This is a genomic window from Devosia sp. 67-54, from assembly GCF_001899075.1.
Lineage (GTDB): Bacteria > Pseudomonadota > Alphaproteobacteria > Rhizobiales > Devosiaceae > Devosia_A.
This window is the reverse complement of record NZ_MKVA01000005.1, coordinates 364,901-385,872: the sequence shown is the minus strand read 5'-3', so window position 1 is coordinate 385,872 and position 20,972 is coordinate 364,901. Positions and strand designations below refer to the sequence as shown.

Here is a 20,972-nt window from a genome sequence, read left to right as displayed (position 1 = left end):
GCCGATGAAATGCTTATACGCCACACTGGCCGCCTTCCTCCACGATCCCCAGCAGATTGATGTCCCTCCTGTTTTCTCCCCTCACCCTGCGCGAGCTGACGCTGCGCAACCGTGCCGTCGTCGCGCCGATGTGCCAGTACTCCGCCCGGCACGGCGTCGCCAATGACTGGCACCTGGTCCATCTCGGCCGCTTCGCGCTGGGCGGCTTCGGCCTGGTGATCCTCGAAGCCACCGGCGTGACGCCGGAAGGCCGCATCTCCTATGGCGATCTGGGGCTGTGGACCGACGAGCAGGTCGGGGCGCTCAAACGCATCGTCGATTTCCTGCACCAGGAGGGCGCGGCCGCCGGCATCCAGCTCGCCCATGCCGGGCGCAAGGCCTCGACGCCGGTCCCGTGGCGCCGCGACTTCAACGAGACCGAGGCGGAAAAGGCCGAGCTCGCCTTCGAATCGTGGACGCCGATCGCGCCGAGCCCGATCCTGCAGCCGACCAGCGCGCCCGGCTACACCACGCCGCGCGAGATGACGCTCGCCGACATCGCCGCCACCGTCGAGGCCTTCGCCGCCGCGGCACGCCGCGCCGACGCGGCCGGCTTCGACACGGTCGAGATCCACGGCGCGCATGGCTATCTGATCAACCAGTTCCTGTCGCCCATCGCCAACCACCGCACCGACGCCTATGGCGGCAGCCGCGACAACCGCATGCGCTTCGCGCTCGAGGTGGCACGCGCCGTGCGTGCCGCCTGGCCGGCAGGCAAGCCGCTGTTCATGCGCATCTCGGCCACCGACGCGGCCGAAGGCGGCTGGGACCTCGACGATTCCATCGTGCTGGTCGGCGAGCTCACGGCGCTCGGCGTCGACGTCATCCACGTCTCGTCGGGCGGCGTCGGCGCCTACGGCATGACGCCGGCGCCGCTCTACCAGGTGCCGCTGGCCGAGGCGATCAGGCGCACCGGCGCCACCACCATCGCCGTGGGCCTGATCGACGATCCGCGCGACGCCGAAAACATCCTCGAGCGCGGCGAGGCCGACATGGTGGCGTTCGCCCGCGGCGCGCTGGAGGACCCCAACTGGGCCATCCACGCCCACCACGTGCTCGACGGCGCCCAGTACGAGCTGTGGCCCAAGCAGGCCCGCGACCGCATCCGCGGCAAGGACAAGCTGCTGGGGCTGCGGCAGGGGTAGCGCCGCGGGCGGGCGAGACCTTCTGCATCGGCGGGGCGAGAACGACGCCGGGCCACGCGCCGGTGGTTGCCCGCCGGCGCTCATCCTGCGTTCAGATTGGCGGTGCCATGTGCGCGGCGATCATTCGCCTGGGAGCTCCACATGACATTCAAGCCATTCGCCGCGCTGCTCGCGCTGCCGCTGCTGGCCGCCTGCGCGCCGGAGGTTGCATCCACCGTCTATCTCGCCGACGTGCAGAGCGCGCTCGACAAGGGCGAAGCCGTGTCGGTGCCGGCGCTGCTGCGCATCCCGCAGGGCGGCGAAGACGATTGCAAGAAGGGCCTCGCCGCGCTGGTCGAAAAGCTGCGGGCGCTGGCGCCGGTGAGCGGCAAGGCGCAGTGCATCTCCAAGGACCAGCACGGCCAGGGCACGCAGCTCGCCGAGGTCGAAACCGCCGTGCAGATCGTGCCGGCGGGAAAGGCCGTGCCGGGCCCCAACCTCTTCGTCATCGAGGCGGCGCCCAGGGACGGCAGCACGCGGCTGAGCTTCAGGATGCTGAAGCCGATCGGCGAGGTCATCAAGGCGGTGCAGGCCGAAGATTCGATGCAGGTCGATTTCGACCCGTCCTTCTTCCTCCTCAGCCTCAACAATGACGGCGCCGGCGCGGTGAATGTCGATCTCGCCAACGTCTATGTCGACGGCAAGCCGATGCTGCCCGAGAACGCCAGGCCGGTGACGCTGGAGCGTCGCGGCGCGGTGGAGATCCGCTTCTCCGACGTGGCCTCGAGCTATGTCGAGGCCGGCAATTCTTACTTCTTCGCAAGCTATCGCCCTAAAGCGTGAGCCGCCCGCATTTTCGCCGTGTTTGGCCGCAGACACTTGCAACCGCGCGCGGGGCTCCCCACGTGCGGTTGACGTTCGAGCCGGGAGAGACGCCATGACCAGCAAAGCCGCCCTGTTGACGCTGCTGACGCTGTGGGGCGTCGGCGCCGCGGTGCCGCATCAGGCCTGGGCCGACGAGACCTCGTCGGAGCAGGCGACGGACACCAAGGACGAGCCGGGCGATCTCACCAACCGCGTCTGGGTGAAGGCCGGCGACGACGCCGCCCTGCCCGGCGTCATCAAGATCTTCCTCTCCGACGGCACGCTGGTGCAGGATTCCTGCTGGGAGACGCACCGGCTGTCGCCCTGGCAGATGACCGACGCCAAGAGCCTCACCTGGAACGAGGACGGCATGGACATCAAGGCCGACATCGTGACCCTCACCGCCGACGAGCTGGTGCTGTCGCTGAAGCTCAAGGGCGGCGACGTCGAGGAGCATTACACGCCCGCGCCGGTGCCCTCGGTCTGCCCGGACATGCCCAAGGGCTGATCCGCCGATCCGCTACAGCAGCACCTGCGTGCCGATCTCCACCACGCGGCCGGTGGGGATGTGGAAATATTCGGTGGCGTCGGTGGCGTTCTTGGCGAGCGCGATGAAGATGCGGTCGAGCCACACCGGCAGGCCGCGCGTCGACGGCTTCAGCGAGCGGCGGCTGAGGAAGAAGGAGGTCGACATGATGTCGAACTTCCAGCCGAGCTTGCGCGCCAGCGCCAGCGCCTTGGGAATGTTCGGCGTCTCGATGAAGCCGAAGGTCACGATGACGCGGTAGAACAGATCGTTGTACGCCTCGATCTTGACCTTCTCGTCGTCGGGCACGCGCGGCGTCTCGGCGGTCTGGATGGTCAGGATGACGTTGTGCTCGTGCAGCACCTTGTAGTGCTTGAGGCTGTGCAGCAGCGCCGTCGGCGCGCCGGTGATGTCGGAGGTGAGGAACACCGCCGTGCCCGGCACGATGGTGGGCTTCTTCTTGGCGAGGTTCTCGAGCAGGAATTCGAGCGGCACCTCGTCGCGGCGGGTCTTCTCGCTGAGCCGCTTCCGGCCCTGGATCCAGATGGTCATGATCGCCGCGGCGACGCCCGCGACCAGCACCGGCACCCAGCCGCCGTCGAGGATCTTGAAGGCGTTGGAGACGAAGAAGCTGAGGTCGACGATGAGGAACGGCGTCATCACCACGACCACCGCCGCGGGGTGCCATTTCCACTTGCGCCACATCACCATGGCGAGCAGCGAGGCGGTGCCCAGCATGACGCCGCTGACGGCGATGCCGTAGGCGGCCGACAGCGCCGCCGAGCTGCCGAAGGCGATCACCAGGACCGTCACCAGGATGTAGAGGATGCCGTTGATCTGCGGCACGTAGATCTGCCCGCTCTGCGTCTCGGAGGTATGCAGCACCGTGAGGCGCGGCAGGAAATTGAGCGCCGTCGCCTGCTGCGCGAGGCTGAACATGCCCGAGATCACCGCCTGGCTGGCGATCACCGTGGCCGCCGTGGTGAGGATCACGAAGGGCAGCTGGAACCACGCCGGCTGCATGGTGAAGAACGGATTGCCGGCAGCGCCGACGCCGTTCTGGATCAGGTACGCCCCCTGCCCGAAATAGTTGAGCAGCAGCGCCGGGAACACCAGCCCGAACCAGGCGATGACGATCGGCTTGCGGCCGAAATGGCCGAGATCGGCATAGAGCGCCTCGGCGCCGGTGACGGCGAGGAAGATGGCGCCGACCACGACGAAGGCGGTGTCGCCATGCCGCACCAGGAACAGGATGCCGTTGGCCGGATTGATCGCCCACAGCACCGAGGGATTGCCGGCGACGTGGATGAGGCCGGAGATGCCCAGCGTCAGGAACCACACCACCATCACCGGCCCGAACAGCACGCTGACGCGCGCCGTGCCGAAGCGCTGCAGCACGAACAAAAAGAGGATCACCACCACGGTGATCGGCACCACCCAGGTGGCGAGCGAGGGCTGCACCACTTCGAGGCCTTCGACGGCCGACAGCACCGAGATCGCCGGGGTGATGATAGCGTCGCCGAAAAACAGCGCCGCACCGACCACGCCGACCGCGACGATCCAGCCGCCATGGTGCTGCAGCGTCGAGCGCACCAGCGACATCAGCGCCAGCGTGCCGCCCTCGCCCTTGTTGTCGGCGCGGGTGACGAAGAACACGTATTTGACCGAGACCGTGATGGTCAGCGCCCAGATGATCAGCGACAGCAGGCCGAGGACGTCGGTGCTGAGGTCGCCCGGCGTGCCGCGGTCGGCGAACGCCTGACGGAACGCATAGATCGGGCTGGTGCCGATGTCGCCATAGACGACGCCCAGTGCGCCCAGAACGAGAGCGGGCAGATGTTTGTCAGCGTGGCCGGCCGAAGTGGTCGCAACGGTGCCGGCGAGTGGAGCGCCGGTCGCGTTCGTCTGCGTCATAGAGCCTTCATAGCCCCTTTATGAGGCGGGCGGGTGCATACACCCATGGGAAGACGCATTCAACCCGTGCGTAACGGGCGACGGCAGGTGCAGTTCCCTCGAACGCGCCGGGATCGGCAGGCCCTCACCCGCCTCGCTGCCGCGAGGCACCCTCTCCCCGGAGGGGAGAGGGGAGGAGGCGCTGGCGGTTCAGTCGAGCTCCCCTCTCCCCAAGGGGGAGAGGGTGGCGCGTAGCGCCGGGTGAGGGCCGTGCGCGCCGCCCTGGCTTCCGGTCCCGTCAGAAGAAAGGGCGGCGCCTTGCGGCACCGCCCTTCGCGTTCGGGGGGAGAAGGAGAAAAGCCCCGAGCGAGACTTTCGACCCGGCGAATCGCTGCAACGGCAGGCCCTCACCCGCCTCGCTGCGCGAGGCACCCTCTCCCCGGCGGGGAGAGGGGAGCCGTCAGGCGGCCTTGGCGGCCTGCTCGTCCTGCTGGCGCGCCGCCCTGGTGGCGTTGGTCCACCACAGCAGATTGTCGAACAGATCCTTGGTGTAGGGCACCTGGTTGGGCAGCACCTCGGCCCAGGTCTTGTGGCCCATATAGACCGCGCCGAAATCGGCGCCGCCGATGTGCAGCCCGTGCCGGACGGACACCGCCTGCACCTCGACCATGATGTTGCGCAGGTGCTCGACGGCGCGCGCGCCGCCCACCGAGCCGTAGCTGACATAGGCCACGGCCTTCTTGATGAACGGCTTGTAGGCCCAGTCGATGGCGTTCTTGAGCGCACCCGGCACCGAGCGGTTGTACTCGGCGGTGACGATGATGAAGCCGTCGAATTCGTTGAGCTTGGCCTGCCATTTGGCGGCGATCTCGTTGGTGGTCGGCATCCAGAAATCCGAGGCGGGAGCGTCGAACAGCGGCAGCGGATAGTCCTTGAGGTCGACCAGCTCGACGTCGAACGCGCCATAGGCCCGGGCCTGCTCGACCACCCAGGTCGCGACCTCCGCGCCCTTGCGATTCGGGCGGATGCTGCCGAGGATCACGGCAATCTTGGGTTTGCTCATTCTTTCTGCTCTCCAGTAACAAAGTGTAACTGACGCTTGATATGTGCCTGCGGCGCCATCCTGCAAGCAGGCACGCTTCGGTCACGCGCCGACATCGCCGTAACTGCGTTAAACCGCTGTCGCTCAGTTACATTCTTGTGCGCATAGGTCGCAGGCGGCATAGCCGGGAGACGTGCGGCGGCCGAGCTCGGTTCCACCGCGATCGGTCACTGTTGGGTGTCGAATTGTTCGCGTTTGCTAAACAGTCAGCGCCTGGATGTATTTCCGCACCGTCTCGGCAAACCCGAATTTCAGGGCGTCGGCCGTGAGCGCATGGCCGATCGAGCACTCGTCGAGGTCGGGAATCGCCGCCAGCAGCGCCGGCAGGTTGTCGAGCGTCAGATCGTGCCCGGCATTGACGCCGAGCCCGGCGCCGCCGCGCGCCGCCCTGAGCCCGGCCTTGCGGCAGGCCTCGGCGGTGGCCCTGAGCCTCGCCAGCTCGGCGGCGGTGTCGCCCCTGGGGTCGCCATAGGGGCCGGTGTAGAGCTCGACGCGGTCGGCGCCGATCTCGGCGGCCAGCGCCGGCATGGCCGGATCGGCGTCGATGAACAGCGATACCCGCATCGCCCCGTTCTGCAGGCGCTCGGTGATTTCGGCCAGCATCGCCGCGTGCGTCGCCAGGTCCCAGCCATGGTCGGACGTGGCCTGGTCCGGATCGTCCGGCACCAGCGTCACCTGGTCGGGCCGCACCACCTCGCACAGCTTGAGGAAGGCCTCGGTGGGATAGCCCTCGATGTTGAGCTCGCGGTCCGGCCATTCGTCGCGCAGCAGGTCGTTGAGCTCGAACACGTCGGTGCGCCGGATGTGCCGCTCGTCCGGCCGCGGATGCACGGTGATGCCCCCTGCCCCCGCGCCCAGCGACAGGCGCGCCATTTCGGGCACGCTCGGCCACGGCAGGTTGCGGCGGTTGCGCAGTTGCGCGACGGCATTGAGATTGACGGAGAGCTTGGCCATGGCGGCTGCTTACACGAAGCCGCGAACGGCCAACACCCCCGTGATGGCGCGGCGCGATAGATAGAGTCCGGCACGGAGTCCGGTGGTTGCGGCCCCCACCCCCGTCCCCTCCCCGCAGGGGGGAGGGGGGCGATGGAACCGCATTCGCAAGGCTTCAGTCGGGCTCCCCTCCCCCAGGGGCGGCGTGCGCTACATTCCCTCCGGGCCGCGGGCGATGGCGGCGAGGCCGGTGCGGACCACTTCGACCAGCCCGAGCGGCACCATGATGGCGATGAACGAGTCGATCTTGGATGGCTTGCCGGTGATCTCGAACACGAAGCTTTCGGTGGTCGCATCGACGATCTGGGCGCGGTAGGCGTCGGCGAGACGGAGCGCCTCGGCGCGCGGCTCGCCGCTGCTCGCGACCTTGACCAGCGCCAGCTCGCGCTCGAGCGACTTGCCCTCGTCGGTGAGGTCGTGCACGCGGTGCACCGGCACCAGCCGCTCGAGCTGCAGCTTGATCTGCTGCAGCACCTTCGGCGTGGCCACCGTGACCACGGTGATGCGGCTCAGCCCCTTCTCGTGCTCGGTCTCGGAGACGGTGAGGCTGTCGATGTTGAAGCCGCGCGCCGCGAACAGGCCGACGATGCGGGCGAGGATGCCCGGCTCGTTGTCGACCAGCACGCTCAGCGTGTGCCGCTCCGGCGTCTGCGTCTCGGGGACCAGCGAATAGACCGACCCGGTCGGTTGCAGCAGTGCGTTCATCAGACCAGCTCCCGTCCCTTGGCGTCGATCACGGCGCCGACGTCGCCCGCGAAATCGGGCAGGATCATTTCGTTGTGCGGCTTGCCCGAGGGGATCATGGGCAGGCAGTTCTCGTGCTTTTCGACGAGGCAGTCGAACAGCACGGGCTTGGGGCTGTCGATCATCTCCCTGATCGCGGCATCGAGGTCGGCGGGGTTGTCGCATTTGATGCCGTGCCCGCCATAGGCTTCGGCCAGCTTGACGAAATCGGGCAGCGATTCCGAATAGGAGTGGGCGTAGCGGCCGCCATGCAGCAGCTCCTGCCACTGCCGCACCATGCCCATGCGCTCGTTGTTGAGGATGAAGATCTTGACCGGCAGCCCGTACTGCACCGCGGTCGACATCTCCTGCATGGTCATCTGCACGCTGGCCTCGCCGGCGATGTCGATGACCAGCGCCTCGGGATGCGCCACCTGCACGCCGATGGCGGCCGGCAGGCCGTAGCCCATGGTGCCGAGGCCGCCCGAGGTCATCCAGCGGTTGGGCAAGTCGAACGGGAAATGCTGCGCCGCCCACATCTGGTGCTGGCCGACTTCGGTGGTGACGTAGACGTCGCGGCCCTTCGTCGCCTCGTACAGGCGCTGGATGGCGTATTGCGGCTTGATCACGCTGCTCGAATTGGCGAAGCCGAACGAGTTCTTCGCCCGCCAGGTCTCGATCTCGGCCCACCACGGCGCCAGCGCCTCGGTGCGCGGCTGGTTGGTCTTGCTGCGCCAGATGCGCACCATTTCCTTGAGCACGTGCCCGACATCGCCGACGATCGGCAGATCGATGACGATGTTCTTGTTGATCGAGCTCGGATCGATGTCGACGTGGATCTTGCGGCTCTGCGGCGAGAACGCATCGATGCGGCCGGTGATGCGGTCGTCGAACCGCGCCCCCAGATTGATCATCAGGTCGCAATCGTGCATCGCCATGTTGGCCTGGTAGCTGCCGTGCATGCCCAGCATGCCCAGCCATTGCGGCGACGAGCCCGGGAAAGCGCCCAGCCCCATCAGCGTCGAGGTGACCGGAAAGCCGGTGAGCTCGGCCAGCTCGCGCAGGTGCTGGCTCGCCTCCGGCCCGGCATTGATGACGCCGCCGCCGGTGTAGAACACCGGCCGTTCGGCGCGCAGCATCATGTCGACCGCCGCCTCGATCAGCCGAATGTCGCCCTCGAGCTGTGGCCGGTAGCTCTTGTGCCGCGTCGCCTCGATCTCGGTCGGGCCGTAATAGGTGCCCATGGCGAACTGCACATCCTTGGGGATGTCGATCAGCACCGGGCCGGGCCGGCCGGAGCGCGCGATGTAGAACGCCTCGTGCAGGATGCGCGGCAGGTCGGCGACGTTCTTCACCAGGTAATTGTGCTTGGTGCAGGAGCGGGTGATGCCGACGGTGTCGCATTCCTGGAAGGCGTCCGAGCCGATCAGCGGCGTCGCCACCTGCCCGGTGAGGCAGACGATCGGGATCGAATCCATCAAGGCGTCGGTGAGGCCGGTGACGGCGTTGGTCGCGCCCGGGCCGGAGGTGACCAGCACCACGCCGACCTTGCCGGTCGAGCGGGCATAGCCCTCGGCCATGTGCGTCGCGCCCTGCTCGTGCCGGACGAGGATGTGCCGCACCTTGTCCTGCTGGAAGATCGCGTCGTACATCGGCAGCACGGCGCCGCCCGGATAGCCGAAGATATCGGTGACCCCCTGGTCCTTCAGCGCCTCCACCACCATTTCGGCGCCCGTCATCTGCTGGGGCATGTTTCCAGTCCTTCCTCACCAAACCCAACGCCCGGGAATTTCGGGCAATAAAAAAGGCCCCATTCGGGACCTGTCTGCGCGCATCAGCCTATTCCCGCGGGGACCTACCCCACGTGACCGATGCGCCCCACCACTACGAGAATGCTCCGCACGAGCTGCTCCCAGGAAAAGTGCGGGGAAGCTACGCCCCGCCGGCGAAAGCTGTCAACCCTGTTGTCGCCGCGGCGAGAATTGACAACCGCCCCGGCCCCGGCAACAAACCGCCATGAGCCTCAGCCAGATTTCCGCCCCGTTGAGCCGCGAGCAGGCCTATGCGCTGGTCGACGCCGTGATGGAGCGCGACGACCTCGCCCTCACCGCCTCGGCGCACGAGGATGCCGACACCGGCGAATGGGTGTTCGAGGCCACCACCGAAATGCTGCCCGACCTCTACGCCTTCGAGGATTTGGCACGCGCCACGCTGGGCGGCGAGGTGGATTTCGCCATCGCCCCGATCGACCCCGAGGTGAACTGGGTGGCGAAATCGCTCGAGGGGCTGCAGCCGGTCGAGGCCGGCGGCTTCTATATCTATGGCAGCCACGAGGACGCGGTGCCGCCGCCCGGCACCATCCCCATCCGCATCGATGCGGCGGAAGCCTTCGGCACCGGCCATCACGAGACCACCACCGGCTGCCTCGAAGCGATCACCATGACGCTGAAGCGCCGGCCGTTGCGCAAGATGCTCGATGTGGGCACCGGCACCGGCGTGCTCGCCATCGCGCTCGCCAAGCGCACGCATCTGCACGTGCTGGCCAGCGACATCGATCCGGTGGCCACCAGAACGACGCTGCAGAACGCCCGCGACAACGGCGTCGGACCATTGATCGAGGCGGTGACCGCGGCCGGCCTCGCGCATCCGGTGATCGCCCGCTCCGGGCCCTACGACCTGATCGTCGCCAACATCCTCGCGGGCCCCCTGGCGGCGATCGCGCCGGCCATCGCCCGCGCCGCGGCGAAGCGCGCCACCATCATCCTTTCGGGGCTGCTGCGGGCGCAGGCGGCGCGGATCGTCACGGTCTATGCCAGCCAGGGCATCGTGCTGCGCCGCAAGCTCGAGCGCGGCGACTGGGCGACGTTGATCCTTGAGAAACCATAAGTCTCAAAAGCAAAATCCCCGGAGCTGGTCCGGGGATCTGGCGACGTCTGCATGGGACGTGGAGGAATTAGTTCGGCCGCTTGGTCAGCGCTCCGAGCAGCAAATGCTCGTTGCGGCGCTCGAGCTGGCGGGTGGCTTCGCGGGTGCGCGCGCCAACGATACCGTCCAGGGCTCTGCGAAAATCGGGTCTGCTCGTGGTCATTTCAGTCGTGTTTCTGTTCGGAGTCGAGAATCTGGCCGCTTTCTGCGGTCGATGTGTAGATAGTCGCCCTGCCGCCGCCCGAGAAGGCGGCGTCCGGCAACCCAGCCATGCCAATGCCGCAACCCGGCTTAACAGCAGATGAACCATGCCGAACCCTGATTTCGCCCCTGCCCGCTTCCAGACTTTCGCCCCGCTGACCAGCCCGACGACCGTCGCCGCGCGCCTCAAGGCGCTGCGCGCCGCCATCGCCGCCGCCGGGCTCGACGGCTTCCTCGTGCCGCGGGCCGACGCCCATCGCGGCGAATCGGTGCCGGCAGGCGAGGCGCGGCTGGCCTATGTGACGAGCTTCACCGGCTCCGCCGGCCTCGCCGTGGTCGGGCCGAAGAAGGCCGGGCTGTTCGTCGATTCCCGCTACACCCTGCAGGCGCCGCTCGAGACCGACACGAAACTGGTGACGGTGCTCGAAAGCGCCCAGGTCGGCACCGACCCGCGCATCGCCGATTTCGTGCCCAGGGGCGGCAAGCTCGGCTTCGATCCGTGGCTGCACACACCCGGCGAGATCAAGGACCTCGGCGACAGGCTCGCGGGCAAGGCGACGCTGGTGCCCAGCGCCAATCTGGTCGACCGCATCTGGGACGACCGGCCGCCGCCGCCGGTGACGCCGGTCGAATTCCTCGGCCACAACCGCGCCGGCCGCACCGCGCAGGACAAGCTCGCCGAGCTTCGCCGCACGCTGGCCGAGGAGAGGGCCGACGTGGTGGTGCTGACCCTGCCCGAATCCATCAACTGGCTGTTCAACATGCGCGGCCGCGACGTGCCCAACGTGCCGGTGGTGCTGGGCTTCGCGCTGGTGCCGCAAAAGGGCCAGCCGACGCTGTTCGTCGACAAGGCCAAGATCACGCCCGAGCTCAGGAAGGGCCTGAGCGGCATCGCCCGGGTGGCCGACAAGGCGACGCTGATGGCGGAACTGCGCAAGCTCGGCGCCGCCGACAAGCGCGTCTGGCTCGACCCGGCGACGGCGCCGCTGGCGGTGGTGTCGGCGATCAAGGGCGTCTCGGACGCGGTGCTGATCGAAAAGCGCGACCCGGTGCTGCTGCCCAAGAGCCGCAAGAACGACGCCGAGATCGGCGGCATGAAGGAGGCGCACAAGCTCGACGGCATCGCGCTGGCGAAATTCCTCGCCTGGTTCGACGCCGAGGCGCCCAGGGGCAGGCTGACCGAGATCGGCATCGTCGAGGCGCTGGAAGATTTCCGCCGCGAGGAGCCGAGCTGCGTCGACGCCAGCTTCGACACCATCTCGGGCGCCGGGCCGAACGGCGCCATCGTGCACTACAGCGTCGACGAGCGTTCCAACCGCACGCTCAGGCCCGGCGAGCTGATGCTGCTCGATTCCGGCGCGCAATATCTGAGCGGCACCACCGACATCACCCGCACGCTGTTCACCGGCAAGGCCAGCGCCGAGCACAAGGACCGCTTCACCCGCGTGCTCAAGGGCATGATCGCGCTGTCGATGCAGCGCTTTCCGCGCGGCACGTCCGGCGCGCAGCTCGACGTGCTGGCGCGGCAGTTCCTGTGGCAGGACGGCATCGCCTACAACCACGGCACCGGCCACGGCGTCGGCGCCTTCCTCGGCGTGCACGAGGGCCCGATCGGCTTTTCGACGCGCTACCCGCAGCCGCTCGAGCCGGGCCAGATCATCTCCAACGAGCCCGGCTACTACAAGGCCGGCGGCTACGGCATCCGCATCGAGAACCTCGTTCTGGTGGTGGAGAGCGCGGTGGGCGACGGCAAGTTCCTCGAGCTCGAAACGCTGACCCTCTGCCCCATCGATCTGCGGCTGATCGACGACACGCTGCTGCTGCCGCACGAACGCGACTGGCTCAACGCCTACCACAAGCGCGTCTGGCGCGAGATCGGCCCGTCGCTGAAGGGCGACGTGAAGGCCTGGCTGAAGGAGGCGACGCGGGCGATTTGAGGGGGCCGGATTTCGACCTCGTCACATCGTCATTCCCGCGAAGGCGGGAATCCAGACCGGGTTCACGGACGTCCGAGGACTCCGCCTGGATTCCCGCCTTCGCGGGAATGACGATGTGGATGGAGCGCTCGCCCGGGCACTAATCCACGCCGAAGGGGTCGTATTGCAGCAGCCAGCTGTAGAGCCAGTGTTCGCCCTGGCCGAGCGAGGCGACGTCGTCGACGGCCCAGCCGCCGGCGGTCTTGACCAGCGACAGCGCCAGGAGCGTCGAGCGGTCGAAATTGTGGAAGCTCACCGTGACCATGGCCTTGTCGCTGACCACCACGGGCTCGCCGATGCTCAGATCCATCAGCAGCGACTGCTGGCCGTTGATGAACGGGTTGAACCCCAGCACCGGGGCGACGTCGCCGGTATCGGTGCCGACGTTGGAACTGCTGAGCAGGTCGGCGGCGGCCTTGGCGGCGTGGCCCGACACCAGACCGCGCAGCCGCTCGCTGTAATATTGCGCCGGATCCTGCTGCGCCGCCTGCCCCGGCGTCTGGTAGGGCGCATAGATCGCCGTGACCAGCGCCTTGGGATCGTCGAAGGCCAGCGCCGGCGCCGCGATCAGCGCCAGCACGAGGCCGATAAGCAATGCCCGCATGGGTCGTCCCCCCGTGTCGATCGGGGCAGCACTAGTGTCGGCGTGCGGCAGAAACGCGGCGGCGACATTACGCTGCGGTAAGGGTCGCAATAGGCCGCAGACCGGACCCAGTGGTCGTGGCCCCCACCCCCGGCCCCTCCCCGCAAGGGGGAGGGGGGCGATGGAACCGCGAGCCTGATGGTGCAGTCGGGCCCTTGGGGGCAGCGGCCACCGGTTTCGATCGCTCCGGTGCCCCCTCTACCGCTTCGCCAGCTCCAGCCACTGGTCTTCGTCGAGCACCAGGATGCCGAGCTCCTGCGCCTGCTTGAGCTTGCTGCCGGCGCCGGGGCCGGCGACGACGATGTCGGTCTTGGACGAGACGCTGCCGGCCACCTTGGCGCCCAGCCGCTCGGCCATCGCCTTGGCCTCGCCGCGCGTCATCTTCTCGAGGCTGCCGGTGAACACCACGGTCTTGCCCACCACCTCGCTGTCGGCGGAGACGGCGAGCACATAGTCCCTCGGCGTCACATACGAGAGCAGGTCGTCGAGCACGGCGACGTTGCGCGCATTGGCGAAGAACGAGGTCAGCGCCTTCTGCACCGTCTCGCCGATGCCGTGGATCGAGGGGAACTCGACCGCGCCGGTGCCCGCCGCGCGAAAGTTGCCGATGCTGGTGAAGGTCTTGGCCAGCAGCGCCGCCGTGGTCTCGCCGATATGCCGGATGCCGAGCGCGAAGATGAAGCGGTCGAGCTCGGGGGCGCGGCGCGCCTCGATGTTGGCGAACAGCTTGTCGAGGCCCTCATAGGTGCGCTCCTCGGCCGACAGCACCTTCTTGCGCCGCGTGCCGCTCTGCTCCTCGCGCAGCCGCGCCTGCTCCTCGCGGCGCTTGTGGATGGCCGCCTCGACCTCGGCGCGGCGATTGTGCAGCCGGAAGATGTCGGCGGAGGTCCTGACCAGGCCCTCGGCGAAGAACAGCTCGATCTGCTCGGTGCCCAGCCCCTCGATGTCCATGGCGCCGCGCGCCACGAAATGCTTGAGCTGCTCCACCGCCTGCGCCGGGCAGATCAGCTCGCCGGTGCAGCGGCGGCGCGCGTCTTCCTTGCCGGTCTTCTCGTTGACCTCGCGGATCGCGGGCGAGCCGCAGACCGGGCAGGTTTCGGGGAACACGTAGGGTTTGGCGGATTTCGGCCGCTTGTCGAGCAGCACGCGCACCACCTGCGGGATGACATCGCCGGCGCGCTGGATCACCACCGTGTCGCCGATGCGGATGTCGACGCCGTCGCGGATCGGCTCGCCGAAGCTGTCGACGCCCTTGATGTAGTCTTCGTTGTGCAGCGTGACGTTCTCGACCGTCACCCCACCTACCGTCACCGGGTCGAGCCGGCCGACCGGCGCCAGCGTGCCGGTGCGCCCGACCTGGATGTCGATCTGCCTGAGCGTGGTCGACGCCTGCTCGGCCGGGAATTTGTGGGCGATGGCCCAGCGCGGCTCGCCCGAGCCCATGCCCCAGCGCCGCTGCAAATCGAGCCGGTCGATCTTGTAGACGACGCCGTCGATGTCGTAGCCCAGCGAAGAACGCTGTTCTTCGATCTTGCGGTACTGCGCCAAGAGCTCCTCGACCGAGGCGGCGCGCACCATCAGCGGATTGACCTTGAAGCCCCAATCCTTGAGTTTCTGCACCGCGTCGTATTGCGTCGGCGCCGGGTCCTCGCTGGCAAAGCCCCAGGCATAGGCGAAGAATTTGAGGTTGCGGCTGGCGGTAACGCCCGGGTCCTTCTGGCGCAGCGAGCCGGCGGCGGTGTTGCGCGGATTGACGTAGTCCTGCCCGCCGACCGCCGCCGAACGCGCCTTCAGCGCCTCGAACTCGGCATAGGTCATGTACACCTCGCCGCGAATTTCGATGATGTCGGGCCAGCCCCTGCCCTTGAGCCTGTGCGGGATGTCGGCGATGGTCCTGAGGTTCTCGGTGATGTCCTCGCCCACCGTGCCGTCGCCGCGCGTCGCGCCGCGCACCAGCTCGCCGTGCTCGTAGCGCAGCGACGCCGACAGGCCGTCGATCTTGGGCTCGGCGGTGAAGCTGAACGTCAGGTCCTTGTCGCGCTCGAAGAAGCGCTTCGCCCGCTCGGCGAAATCGACCACGTCCTGGTCGGTATAGGCCTTGGCGAGGCTGAGCATCGGCACCTCGTGCCGCACCTTGGCAAACCCCTCGGCCGGCGCCGCGCCCACCTTGCCGGTGAGGCTGTCGGGCCGCCTCAGCTCCGGGAACGCCGATTCGATCGCCTGGTAGCGCAGCTTCAGCGCGTCGTAGGCGGCGTCGGTGATGGTTGGAGCATCGTTCTGGTGATAGGCGATGTCGGCATCGGCGAGAAGCTTCTGCAGGCGCGCGAGCTCGGCCCGCGCCTCGTCCTCCGACAGCCCCTCGACTTCGCTATTGGCGGTGCTCATGCCACGTCCGATAGCAGCTTGCCGGCGGCGGCGCGAGCCTCCTCGGTGATGCGGGCGCCGGCCAGCATGCGCGCGATCTCTTCCTTGCGCGTCGGCCCGTCGAGCGGCCTGACCTCGGTGCGCACGAACGCGCCGGCGGCGATCGACTGCTTCTCGATGAACAGGTGCGTGTCGGCCCGCGCCGCGACCTGCGGCGCATGCGTCACCGTCAGCACCTGCACCTTGCCCGAGAGCCGCTTCAGCCGCCGCCCGATGGCATCGGCCACCGCGCCGCCGACGCCGGTGTCGATCTCGTCGAAGATCAGCACCGGGGCGGAGCCGCGATCGGCCAGCACCACCTTGAGCGCCAAGAGGAACCGGCTGAGCTCGCCGCCCGACGCCACCTTCAGCAGCGGCCCCGGCAGCGTGCCCGGATTGGTCCGCACGTGGAACGCCACCTGGTCGAAGCCGGTGGACACCACCCGCGTCTCGTCCACCTGCTGGTCGACGATGAATTTCGCCGCGCCGAGCTTGAGGTCGGGCAGCTCCGCCTCGACCGCCTTGCTCAGCGCCTTCGCCGCCCTGGCGCGGCCGGCGCTGAGCTTGCGCGCCGCCTTGCGGTAGGCCTCGCGCGCCACCTCGACATCGGCCTCGAGCTTGCCCAGCGTCGCCTCGCCGCTCTGCAGCGCCGCGAGCTCGGCCCGGTATTTCGCCAGCACCTCGGGCAGTTCGTCGACGACGACGTGGTGCTTTCGCGCCGCGGCGCGCAGCGCGAACAGCCGGCTCTCCACCTGCTCGAGCTCGGCCGGATCGAACGCCATTTCGCGCTTCAGCCCCTCGACCGCCTCGGCGGTGGCATCGAGCGCGTCGAGGCTGTGGTCGAGCGCCTCGATCAGCGGCTGGAACACCCCCTGCCCGCTGTCGGCCTTGCGCATCAGCCGCCGCATCAGGCCGCTGAGCGCCGGCGCCGGAGCGTTGGGGCCGCTCAGGATCTCGTCGGCGTCGCGGATTTCGTCATGCGCCTTTTCGAGCTGCATCAGCCGCTGGCGCTTGTCGGCGAGCCCCTCCTCCTCGCCTGTCTCGGGCGCCAGCTCCGCCAGTTCCTCGACCACGTGCCGGGCATAGTCCTCGCGTGCCGCCGCCTCGGCGATCAGCGCCCGCTGCGCACCGACCCGCGTTTCGGCCGCGGCCAGCGCCGCATGCGCGAGGCGGGTCGCCTCGGCCTCCGTTTCGAGCCCGCCGAAGGCATCGAGCAGCGCCCGGTGCGTCGCCGCATCGACCAGCGCCCGGTCGTCGTGCTGGCCGTGGATTTCCACCAATTGCCGGCCGATGGCCTGCATCAGCCCGGCGCCCACCGGCTGGTCGTTGATGAAGGCGCGGGTGCGGCCATCGGCATATTGCACCCGCCGCAGGATCAGATCGGCATCGTCGGCGATCTCGCTGTCGCGCAGCGTGACGCGCGCCGGATGATTGTCGGGCAGTTGCAGCACCGCCACGACCTGCCCGCTCTCGGCGCCGTTGCGCACCAGCGAGGCATCGCCGCGGCCGCCCAGCGCCAGCGCCAGCGCATCGAGCAGGATGGACTTGCCGGCGCCGGTCTCGCCGGTGAGCGTGGTGAGGCCCCGATCCAGCGCGATATCGAGCTGGTCGATGAGCACGATGTTGCGTACCGAAAGCGCGCTGAGCACGTCGACATCCACCTCTGGCGGGATGTGAACAAACTAGCAACAAACGCGGGGAAAATCCACCCCGCGCTCGCCCTTGTCACAGGCTCGGGCGCCTCACAGCTTGGGCGGCGGCACCGGCTTGTTGCTCGGCGGCGTCTTGCTCGGCGGCATCGCCTTGGTGGTCACCGCCGTCGCCAGCGTGCTCTGGGTGTTGACCTTGGGCTCGAGCCCCTGCTGCTGCAGCAGGGTATAGGCGCGCTGGTACCAGTCGCTCGAGGGGTAGTTGTGCCCGAGCACCGCCGCGGCGGTCTGCGCCTCGGCCGTCAGCCCCAGCGCCAGATTCGATTCGGTCAGGCGGAACAGCGCCTCCTCGATGTGCGTCGAGGTCTGGTAGTTGTCGACCACGGCGCGGAAGCGGTTGATGGCGGCCGCGTACTGGCCGTTGCCCTCGTAATAGCGGCCGACCGACATCTCCTTGCCGGCGAGCTGGTCGACGGCGATCACCATCTTGTCGCGCGCATCCTTGGCGTAGTCGCTCTTGGGATAGTTGGCGATCAGCAGCGTGTAGGTGTCGATGGCGTTCTGCGCGATCGACTGGTCGCGGGTGATGTCGGTGATCTGCGCGAAATACGCCGTGCCCTTGAGGAACAGCACATAGGCCGTCTGCTCCGACGAGGGGAACAGCGCCATGTAGCGGTCGGCGGCCAGGATCGCGTCGTCGAACTTGCCGATGCGGTAATTGGCGTAGACCTCCATCAGCTTGGCCTTCTCGTTGTACTCCGAATAGGGGTGCTGCCGCTCGAGCTTCTTGAGGTTCTCGATCGCCGAATTGTAGCGCTGCGCATCCATGTCGCTGAGCGCGCTCTGATACAGCGTATCGGGCGGAACGATCGCCTCGTCCTTCAGCTTGGTCTGGCCGAACATGCTGCAGGCCGCCAGCATCGCCGCGAAGGTGCCGATCGCCACAACGCGCGCCAGCCGGGTCGCCAGCGCCGCAAAACCACTCTCTGTCACGAAATGCCCCGCCCTATCGTTTGCAGCATGTGTTTAGCACCGTCGAGCGGCCTAGACAGCAAATCCATCAAAACTGTGACGCGGTTAACCGACCGTGCGCAGATACGGCCGGACTTCCAGCCCTTCGGGCATGTCGTTCAGCGCGTCGTAGCCGAGCGGCAGGTCTTCCGCATACACGACCTCGTAGTTCGCCTCGCTGGCAAACAGCCCGTGCAGCACCAGCGCGTTGAGCGCATGGCCGCCCTTGTAGGAGCGGAACCGGCCGTAGATCGGCAGGCCGCACAGCGCCAGGTCGCCGATCGCGTCGAGCAGCTTGTGGCGCACGAATTCGTCCTCGAAGCGCAGGCCGCCCGGATTGAGCACGCGCTCCTCGTGCGGACCGCGGCCCTCGCCGATGGCGACCGAGTTCTCGAGCGACGAGCCGAGCGCATAGCCGGCCTGGCGCAGCACCTTGGCGTCGCGCTCGAAACCGAAGGTGCGGGCCCGCGACACGTCGGACAGGTATTTGCGCGGCGTCCAGTCGAAGATCATGCGCTGCCGGCCGATGACCCGGCTGTCGAAGTCGATCTCGACGTCGAACTGCCGGCCATTGTACGGCTCCAGCGCCGCCGACGCCTCGTTGTTGCGCACCAGCACCTGGCGCAGCACGCGGATGTAGCGGCGCGACTTGGCCTGGATTTCGAGCCCGACCTTGAGGATGCCTTCGGCGAACGGCGCCGCCGAGCCGTCGAGCACCGGGAATTCCGGGCCGGTGATGGTGAGCAGCGCATTGTCGACGCCGAGGCCCGAAAGCGCCGAGATCACGTGCTCCACCGTGGCGACGGCGACACTCTCGCCGAGGTCGATCGTGGTGCACAGCGTCGTGCGCATGACGCGGGCGAAATGCACCGCCACCGGCCCGACGATGGAGCCGTCCTCGAATCTGCGCTGGATCTTGTAGCCGCTGTCGGCCGGCGCCGGCTCGATCTTGAGGGTGACGGGCTGTGCAGAATGCACGCCGATGCCGCTGTACTCGAGCGCACCGCCAAGGGTGCGCTGGCGCGCCGACAGGTTCTGCATGAAGGTAGTTCTCCGACCCAAAGACCCGACGCAAGTCTTAACCAAAAAGAAACCGGCGCGAAAGCGCGCCGGTTGGTGTGGAAATCCCCGACGGAGGGAAGCCTAGCCGTGCTTCCTGAGGAAGGACGGGATCTCGATATGCTCCTTCTGCGGCAGCGCCCTTCCGTGCGGATCGAGCTGCCCGGCGGCGCCGTGCGAGGCCGCCGAAGCCCCGGAATTCCGGCCTGCACCGGCCTCTATCGCGGCCCGCGCGTCGACATCGCCGGCCGCCGGAAACTGCGGTTCGGCCAGCCCGGGATGCTGCTGCGGGCGCAGTCCGAGGCCCACATTGGAGGCCAGGCGCTTGAACAGGGCCCGGGCATTGCGGGGCTCCTGGTCATGTCGTTCTTCCGCCACCAGTGTCTTCCGGGCAACAGCCGGAAGTTCCTCGGTACGGGGCATGCGGCGCTGCCCTTCCGGGCGCTCGGCATGCGAGGGCACGTAGACGCTCGGCATCGGCTGCTCAACCGCCCGCACCGGCTCCTCGATCGCATCGAGCGTGGCGGCGGGGATGTAGGGCTCGACGGTGATGCCGTCGTCGGTGTCGCCATACTGCTGAGTCGGCTCGTAGGTGATGGCCTCGGCCACCGCCTGGCGGACGTCGGCTTCGAACTGCTGCGCGTGCACCGGTTCCTCGGCGGCCGGCGCCGGCTGCGGCGCCTGCTCCATGGCGCGGCGCACGGCCGTGGCCTGCAGCGGCGCCCGCGTGGTCGACGCCTTCATCGGCTCCAGCGCCTGCACCATGGTGGCATCGGTGCCGGTGGCCACCACCGAGACGCGGATCGAGCCGGTCATGTCGGCATCGTAGGTGGCGCCCAGGATGATGTTGGCGTCGGCGTCGACCTCCTCGCGGATGCGGCTCGCGGCCTCGTCGACTTCGTACAGGGTGAGGTCGGGGCCGCCGGTGATCGAGATCAGCAGGCCGCGGGCGCCGTGCATCGACACGTCGTCGAGCAGCGGATTGGCGATCGCCGCCTCGGCCGCGTGCCGGGCGCGATCCTCGCCCTCGGCCTCGCCGGTGCCCATCATCGCCTTGCCCATGCCGCGCATCACGGCGCGCACGTCGGCGAAGTCGAGGTTGATGAGGCCTTCCTTGACCATCAGGTCGGTGATGCACGAGACGCCGGAGAACAGCACCTGGTCGGCCATCTTGAAGGCGTCGGCGAAGGTGGTCTTCTCGTTGGCGACCCGGAACAGGTTCTGGTTCGGGATGACGATCAGCGTATCGACGTGGCGGTGCAGCTCGTCGATGCCGTCCTCGGCGAGGCGGGCCCGGCGGTTGCCCTCGAAGGTGAACGGCTTGGTGACGACGCCGACGGTCAGGATGCCCTGCTCGCGCGCCGCGCGGGCGATGACGGGGGCCGCGCCGGTGCCGGTGCCCCCGCCCATGCCGGCGGTGATGAACACCATATGCGAGCCGCTGAGGTGGTCGTTGAGCTCGTCCCAGCTCTCTTCGGCCGCGGCGCGCCCGACCTCGGGATGAGAGCCGGCCCCGAGTCCCTCGGTGACCGAGACGCCGAGCTGGATGATGCGCTGCGATTTGCTGAGCGCGAGGGCTTGCGCATCGGTGTTGGCGCAGACGAAATCGACGCCGTCCAACCCCTGCGAAATCATGTTGTTAACGGCGTTTCCGCCAGCACCGCCGACACCGAAAACGGTGATGCGGGGCTTCAATTCCTGGATGTCGGGGATAGCGAGGTTGATCGTCATGAAGGGCCCCATGGCACTGGTATAGGCCCATTGTTAGTCGCCAATTCGTTAACCGGACCCTAACAATTGGCACCGATCCGTTAACGAAGATGCAGAATGCGACGCCCCGG

The 20,972-nt window shown here is 68.1% G+C and carries 17 protein-coding genes; 5 read left to right on the top strand and 12 right to left on the bottom strand.

What is annotated here, in order from left to right:
- Positions 1–59: 59 nt before the first annotated feature.
- The 3 genes from BGO82_RS06885 to BGO82_RS06875 all read left to right on the top strand — a co-directional run bounded on the left by BGO82_RS06885 (position 60) and on the right by BGO82_RS06875 (position 2,535).
- Positions 60–1,184 carry an NADH:flavin oxidoreductase/NADH oxidase gene (locus BGO82_RS06885; protein ID WP_291304823.1) on the top strand — a complete coding sequence of 375 codons (1,125 nt, stop codon included), beginning with the start codon at positions 60–62 and terminating at the stop codon, positions 1,182–1,184.
- Between the two features lie 141 nt (positions 1,185–1,325).
- Positions 1,326–2,006: a hypothetical protein gene (locus BGO82_RS06880; protein WP_291304822.1), complete on the top strand. Its 681-nt coding sequence runs from the start codon at positions 1,326–1,328 to the stop codon at positions 2,004–2,006.
- A 94-nt stretch (positions 2,007–2,100) separates the two neighbouring features.
- The gene (locus BGO82_RS06875) at positions 2,101–2,535 is read left to right on the top strand and encodes a hypothetical protein (protein WP_291304821.1); all 435 of its coding nucleotides are present in this window, start codon (positions 2,101–2,103) and stop codon (positions 2,533–2,535) included.
- Positions 2,536–2,547: 12 nt separating this feature from the next.
- Here the strand turns inward: BGO82_RS06875 and BGO82_RS06870 are convergent, their stop codons facing one another.
- The 5 genes from BGO82_RS06870 to BGO82_RS06850 all read right to left on the bottom strand — a co-directional run bounded on the left by BGO82_RS06870 (position 2,548) and on the right by BGO82_RS06850 (position 9,015).
- Positions 2,548–4,467 carry a potassium transporter Kup gene (locus BGO82_RS06870; protein WP_291304820.1) on the bottom strand — a complete coding sequence of 640 codons (1,920 nt, stop codon included), beginning with the start codon at positions 4,465–4,467 and terminating at the stop codon, positions 2,548–2,550.
- 439 nt (positions 4,468–4,906) lie between these two features.
- Positions 4,907–5,509, bottom strand: a complete 603-nt coding sequence (locus BGO82_RS06865; RefSeq protein WP_291304819.1) for an NAD(P)H-dependent oxidoreductase — start codon at positions 5,507–5,509, stop codon at positions 4,907–4,909.
- A 237-nt stretch (positions 5,510–5,746) separates the two neighbouring features.
- Positions 5,747–6,502 carry a pyridoxine 5'-phosphate synthase gene (locus BGO82_RS06860; protein WP_291304818.1) on the bottom strand — a complete coding sequence of 252 codons (756 nt, stop codon included), beginning with the start codon at positions 6,500–6,502 and terminating at the stop codon, positions 5,747–5,749.
- 189 nt (positions 6,503–6,691) lie between these two features.
- Positions 6,692–7,246, bottom strand: coding sequence for an acetolactate synthase small subunit (gene ilvN / locus BGO82_RS06855; RefSeq protein ID WP_291304817.1), 555 nt, complete (start codon positions 7,244–7,246; stop codon positions 6,692–6,694).
- A complete protein-coding gene (locus BGO82_RS06850; protein WP_291304816.1) occupies positions 7,246–9,015 on the bottom strand; it encodes an acetolactate synthase 3 large subunit in 1,770 nt (589 codons plus the stop codon). Before BGO82_RS06850 ends, ilvN begins: the two co-directional genes overlap by 1 nt.
- 265 nt (positions 9,016–9,280) lie before the next feature.
- Here BGO82_RS06850 and BGO82_RS06845 point away from each other — a divergent pair, with 265 nt between their 5' ends.
- Positions 9,281–10,150 carry a 50S ribosomal protein L11 methyltransferase gene (locus BGO82_RS06845; protein WP_291304815.1) on the top strand — a complete coding sequence of 290 codons (870 nt, stop codon included), beginning with the start codon at positions 9,281–9,283 and terminating at the stop codon, positions 10,148–10,150.
- A 67-nt stretch (positions 10,151–10,217) separates the two neighbouring features.
- On the opposite strand, the gene BGO82_RS06840 is transcribed toward BGO82_RS06845, so the two are convergent.
- Positions 10,218–10,352, bottom strand: coding sequence for a hypothetical protein (locus tag BGO82_RS06840; protein ID WP_291304814.1), 135 nt, complete (start codon positions 10,350–10,352; stop codon positions 10,218–10,220).
- Between the two features lie 145 nt (positions 10,353–10,497).
- Here BGO82_RS06840 and BGO82_RS06835 point away from each other — a divergent pair, with 145 nt between their 5' ends.
- Positions 10,498–12,327 (top strand): aminopeptidase P family protein, encoded by a 1,830-nt coding sequence (locus tag BGO82_RS06835; RefSeq protein ID WP_291304813.1) that lies wholly within the window; start codon positions 10,498–10,500, stop codon positions 12,325–12,327.
- A gap of 139 nt (positions 12,328–12,466) precedes the next feature.
- On the opposite strand, the gene BGO82_RS06830 is transcribed toward BGO82_RS06835, so the two are convergent.
- From BGO82_RS06830 to ftsZ, 6 genes are all read right to left on the bottom strand, one after another.
- Positions 12,467–12,970, bottom strand: coding sequence for a hypothetical protein (locus BGO82_RS06830; protein ID WP_291304812.1), 504 nt, complete (start codon positions 12,968–12,970; stop codon positions 12,467–12,469).
- Positions 12,971–13,207: 237 nt separating this feature from the next.
- Entirely contained in the window at positions 13,208–15,394 is a 2,187-nt protein-coding gene (gene ligA, locus BGO82_RS06825) for an NAD-dependent DNA ligase LigA (RefSeq protein WP_291304811.1), read from the bottom strand.
- The gene (gene recN / locus BGO82_RS06820) at positions 15,391–17,061 is read right to left on the bottom strand and encodes a DNA repair protein RecN (protein WP_291304810.1); all 1,671 of its coding nucleotides are present in this window, start codon (positions 17,059–17,061) and stop codon (positions 15,391–15,393) included. The genes ligA and recN overlap by 4 nt, the downstream gene beginning before the upstream one ends.
- A gap of 93 nt (positions 17,062–17,154) precedes the next feature.
- Positions 17,155–18,054 carry an outer membrane protein assembly factor BamD gene (locus BGO82_RS06815; RefSeq protein ID WP_291304809.1) on the bottom strand — a complete coding sequence of 300 codons (900 nt, stop codon included), beginning with the start codon at positions 18,052–18,054 and terminating at the stop codon, positions 17,155–17,157.
- 84 nt (positions 18,055–18,138) lie between these two features.
- Positions 18,139–19,113: a UDP-3-O-acyl-N-acetylglucosamine deacetylase gene (lpxC, locus tag BGO82_RS06810; RefSeq protein WP_291304808.1), complete on the bottom strand. Its 975-nt coding sequence runs from the start codon at positions 19,111–19,113 to the stop codon at positions 18,139–18,141.
- 102 nt (positions 19,114–19,215) lie between these two features.
- The gene (gene ftsZ, locus BGO82_RS06805; RefSeq protein ID WP_291304807.1) at positions 19,216–20,862 is read right to left on the bottom strand and encodes a cell division protein FtsZ; all 1,647 of its coding nucleotides are present in this window, start codon (positions 20,860–20,862) and stop codon (positions 19,216–19,218) included.
- Positions 20,863–20,972 lie beyond the last annotated feature (110 nt).

Excerpts from the sequence above, each read along its gene's own strand:
- BGO82_RS06885 (WP_291304823.1), top strand. The coding sequence starts at position 60 with ATGTCCCTCCTGTTTTCTCCCCTCACCCTGCGCGAGCTGACGCTGCGC.
- BGO82_RS06880 (WP_291304822.1), top strand. The coding sequence starts at position 1,326 with ATGACATTCAAGCCATTCGCCGCGCTGCTCGCGCTGCCGCTGCTGGCC.
- BGO82_RS06875 (WP_291304821.1), top strand. The coding sequence starts at position 2,101 with ATGACCAGCAAAGCCGCCCTGTTGACGCTGCTGACGCTGTGGGGCGTC.
- BGO82_RS06870 (WP_291304820.1), bottom strand. The coding sequence starts at position 4,467 with ATGACGCAGACGAACGCGACCGGCGCTCCACTCGCCGGCACCGTTGCG.
- BGO82_RS06865 (WP_291304819.1), bottom strand. The coding sequence starts at position 5,509 with ATGAGCAAACCCAAGATTGCCGTGATCCTCGGCAGCATCCGCCCGAAT.
- BGO82_RS06860 (WP_291304818.1), bottom strand. The coding sequence starts at position 6,502 with ATGGCCAAGCTCTCCGTCAATCTCAATGCCGTCGCGCAACTGCGCAAC.
- ilvN (WP_291304817.1), bottom strand. The coding sequence starts at position 7,246 with ATGAACGCACTGCTGCAACCGACCGGGTCGGTCTATTCGCTGGTCCCC.
- BGO82_RS06850 (WP_291304816.1), bottom strand. The coding sequence starts at position 9,015 with ATGCCCCAGCAGATGACGGGCGCCGAAATGGTGGTGGAGGCGCTGAAG.
- BGO82_RS06845 (WP_291304815.1), top strand. The coding sequence starts at position 9,281 with ATGAGCCTCAGCCAGATTTCCGCCCCGTTGAGCCGCGAGCAGGCCTAT.
- BGO82_RS06840 (WP_291304814.1), bottom strand. The coding sequence starts at position 10,352 with ATGACCACGAGCAGACCCGATTTTCGCAGAGCCCTGGACGGTATCGTT.
- BGO82_RS06835 (WP_291304813.1), top strand. The coding sequence starts at position 10,498 with ATGCCGAACCCTGATTTCGCCCCTGCCCGCTTCCAGACTTTCGCCCCG.
- BGO82_RS06830 (WP_291304812.1), bottom strand. The coding sequence starts at position 12,970 with ATGCGGGCATTGCTTATCGGCCTCGTGCTGGCGCTGATCGCGGCGCCG.
- ligA (WP_291304811.1), bottom strand. The coding sequence starts at position 15,394 with ATGAGCACCGCCAATAGCGAAGTCGAGGGGCTGTCGGAGGACGAGGCG.
- lpxC (WP_291304808.1), bottom strand. The coding sequence starts at position 19,113 with ATGCAGAACCTGTCGGCGCGCCAGCGCACCCTTGGCGGTGCGCTCGAG.
- ftsZ (WP_291304807.1), bottom strand. The coding sequence starts at position 20,862 with ATGACGATCAACCTCGCTATCCCCGACATCCAGGAATTGAAGCCCCGC.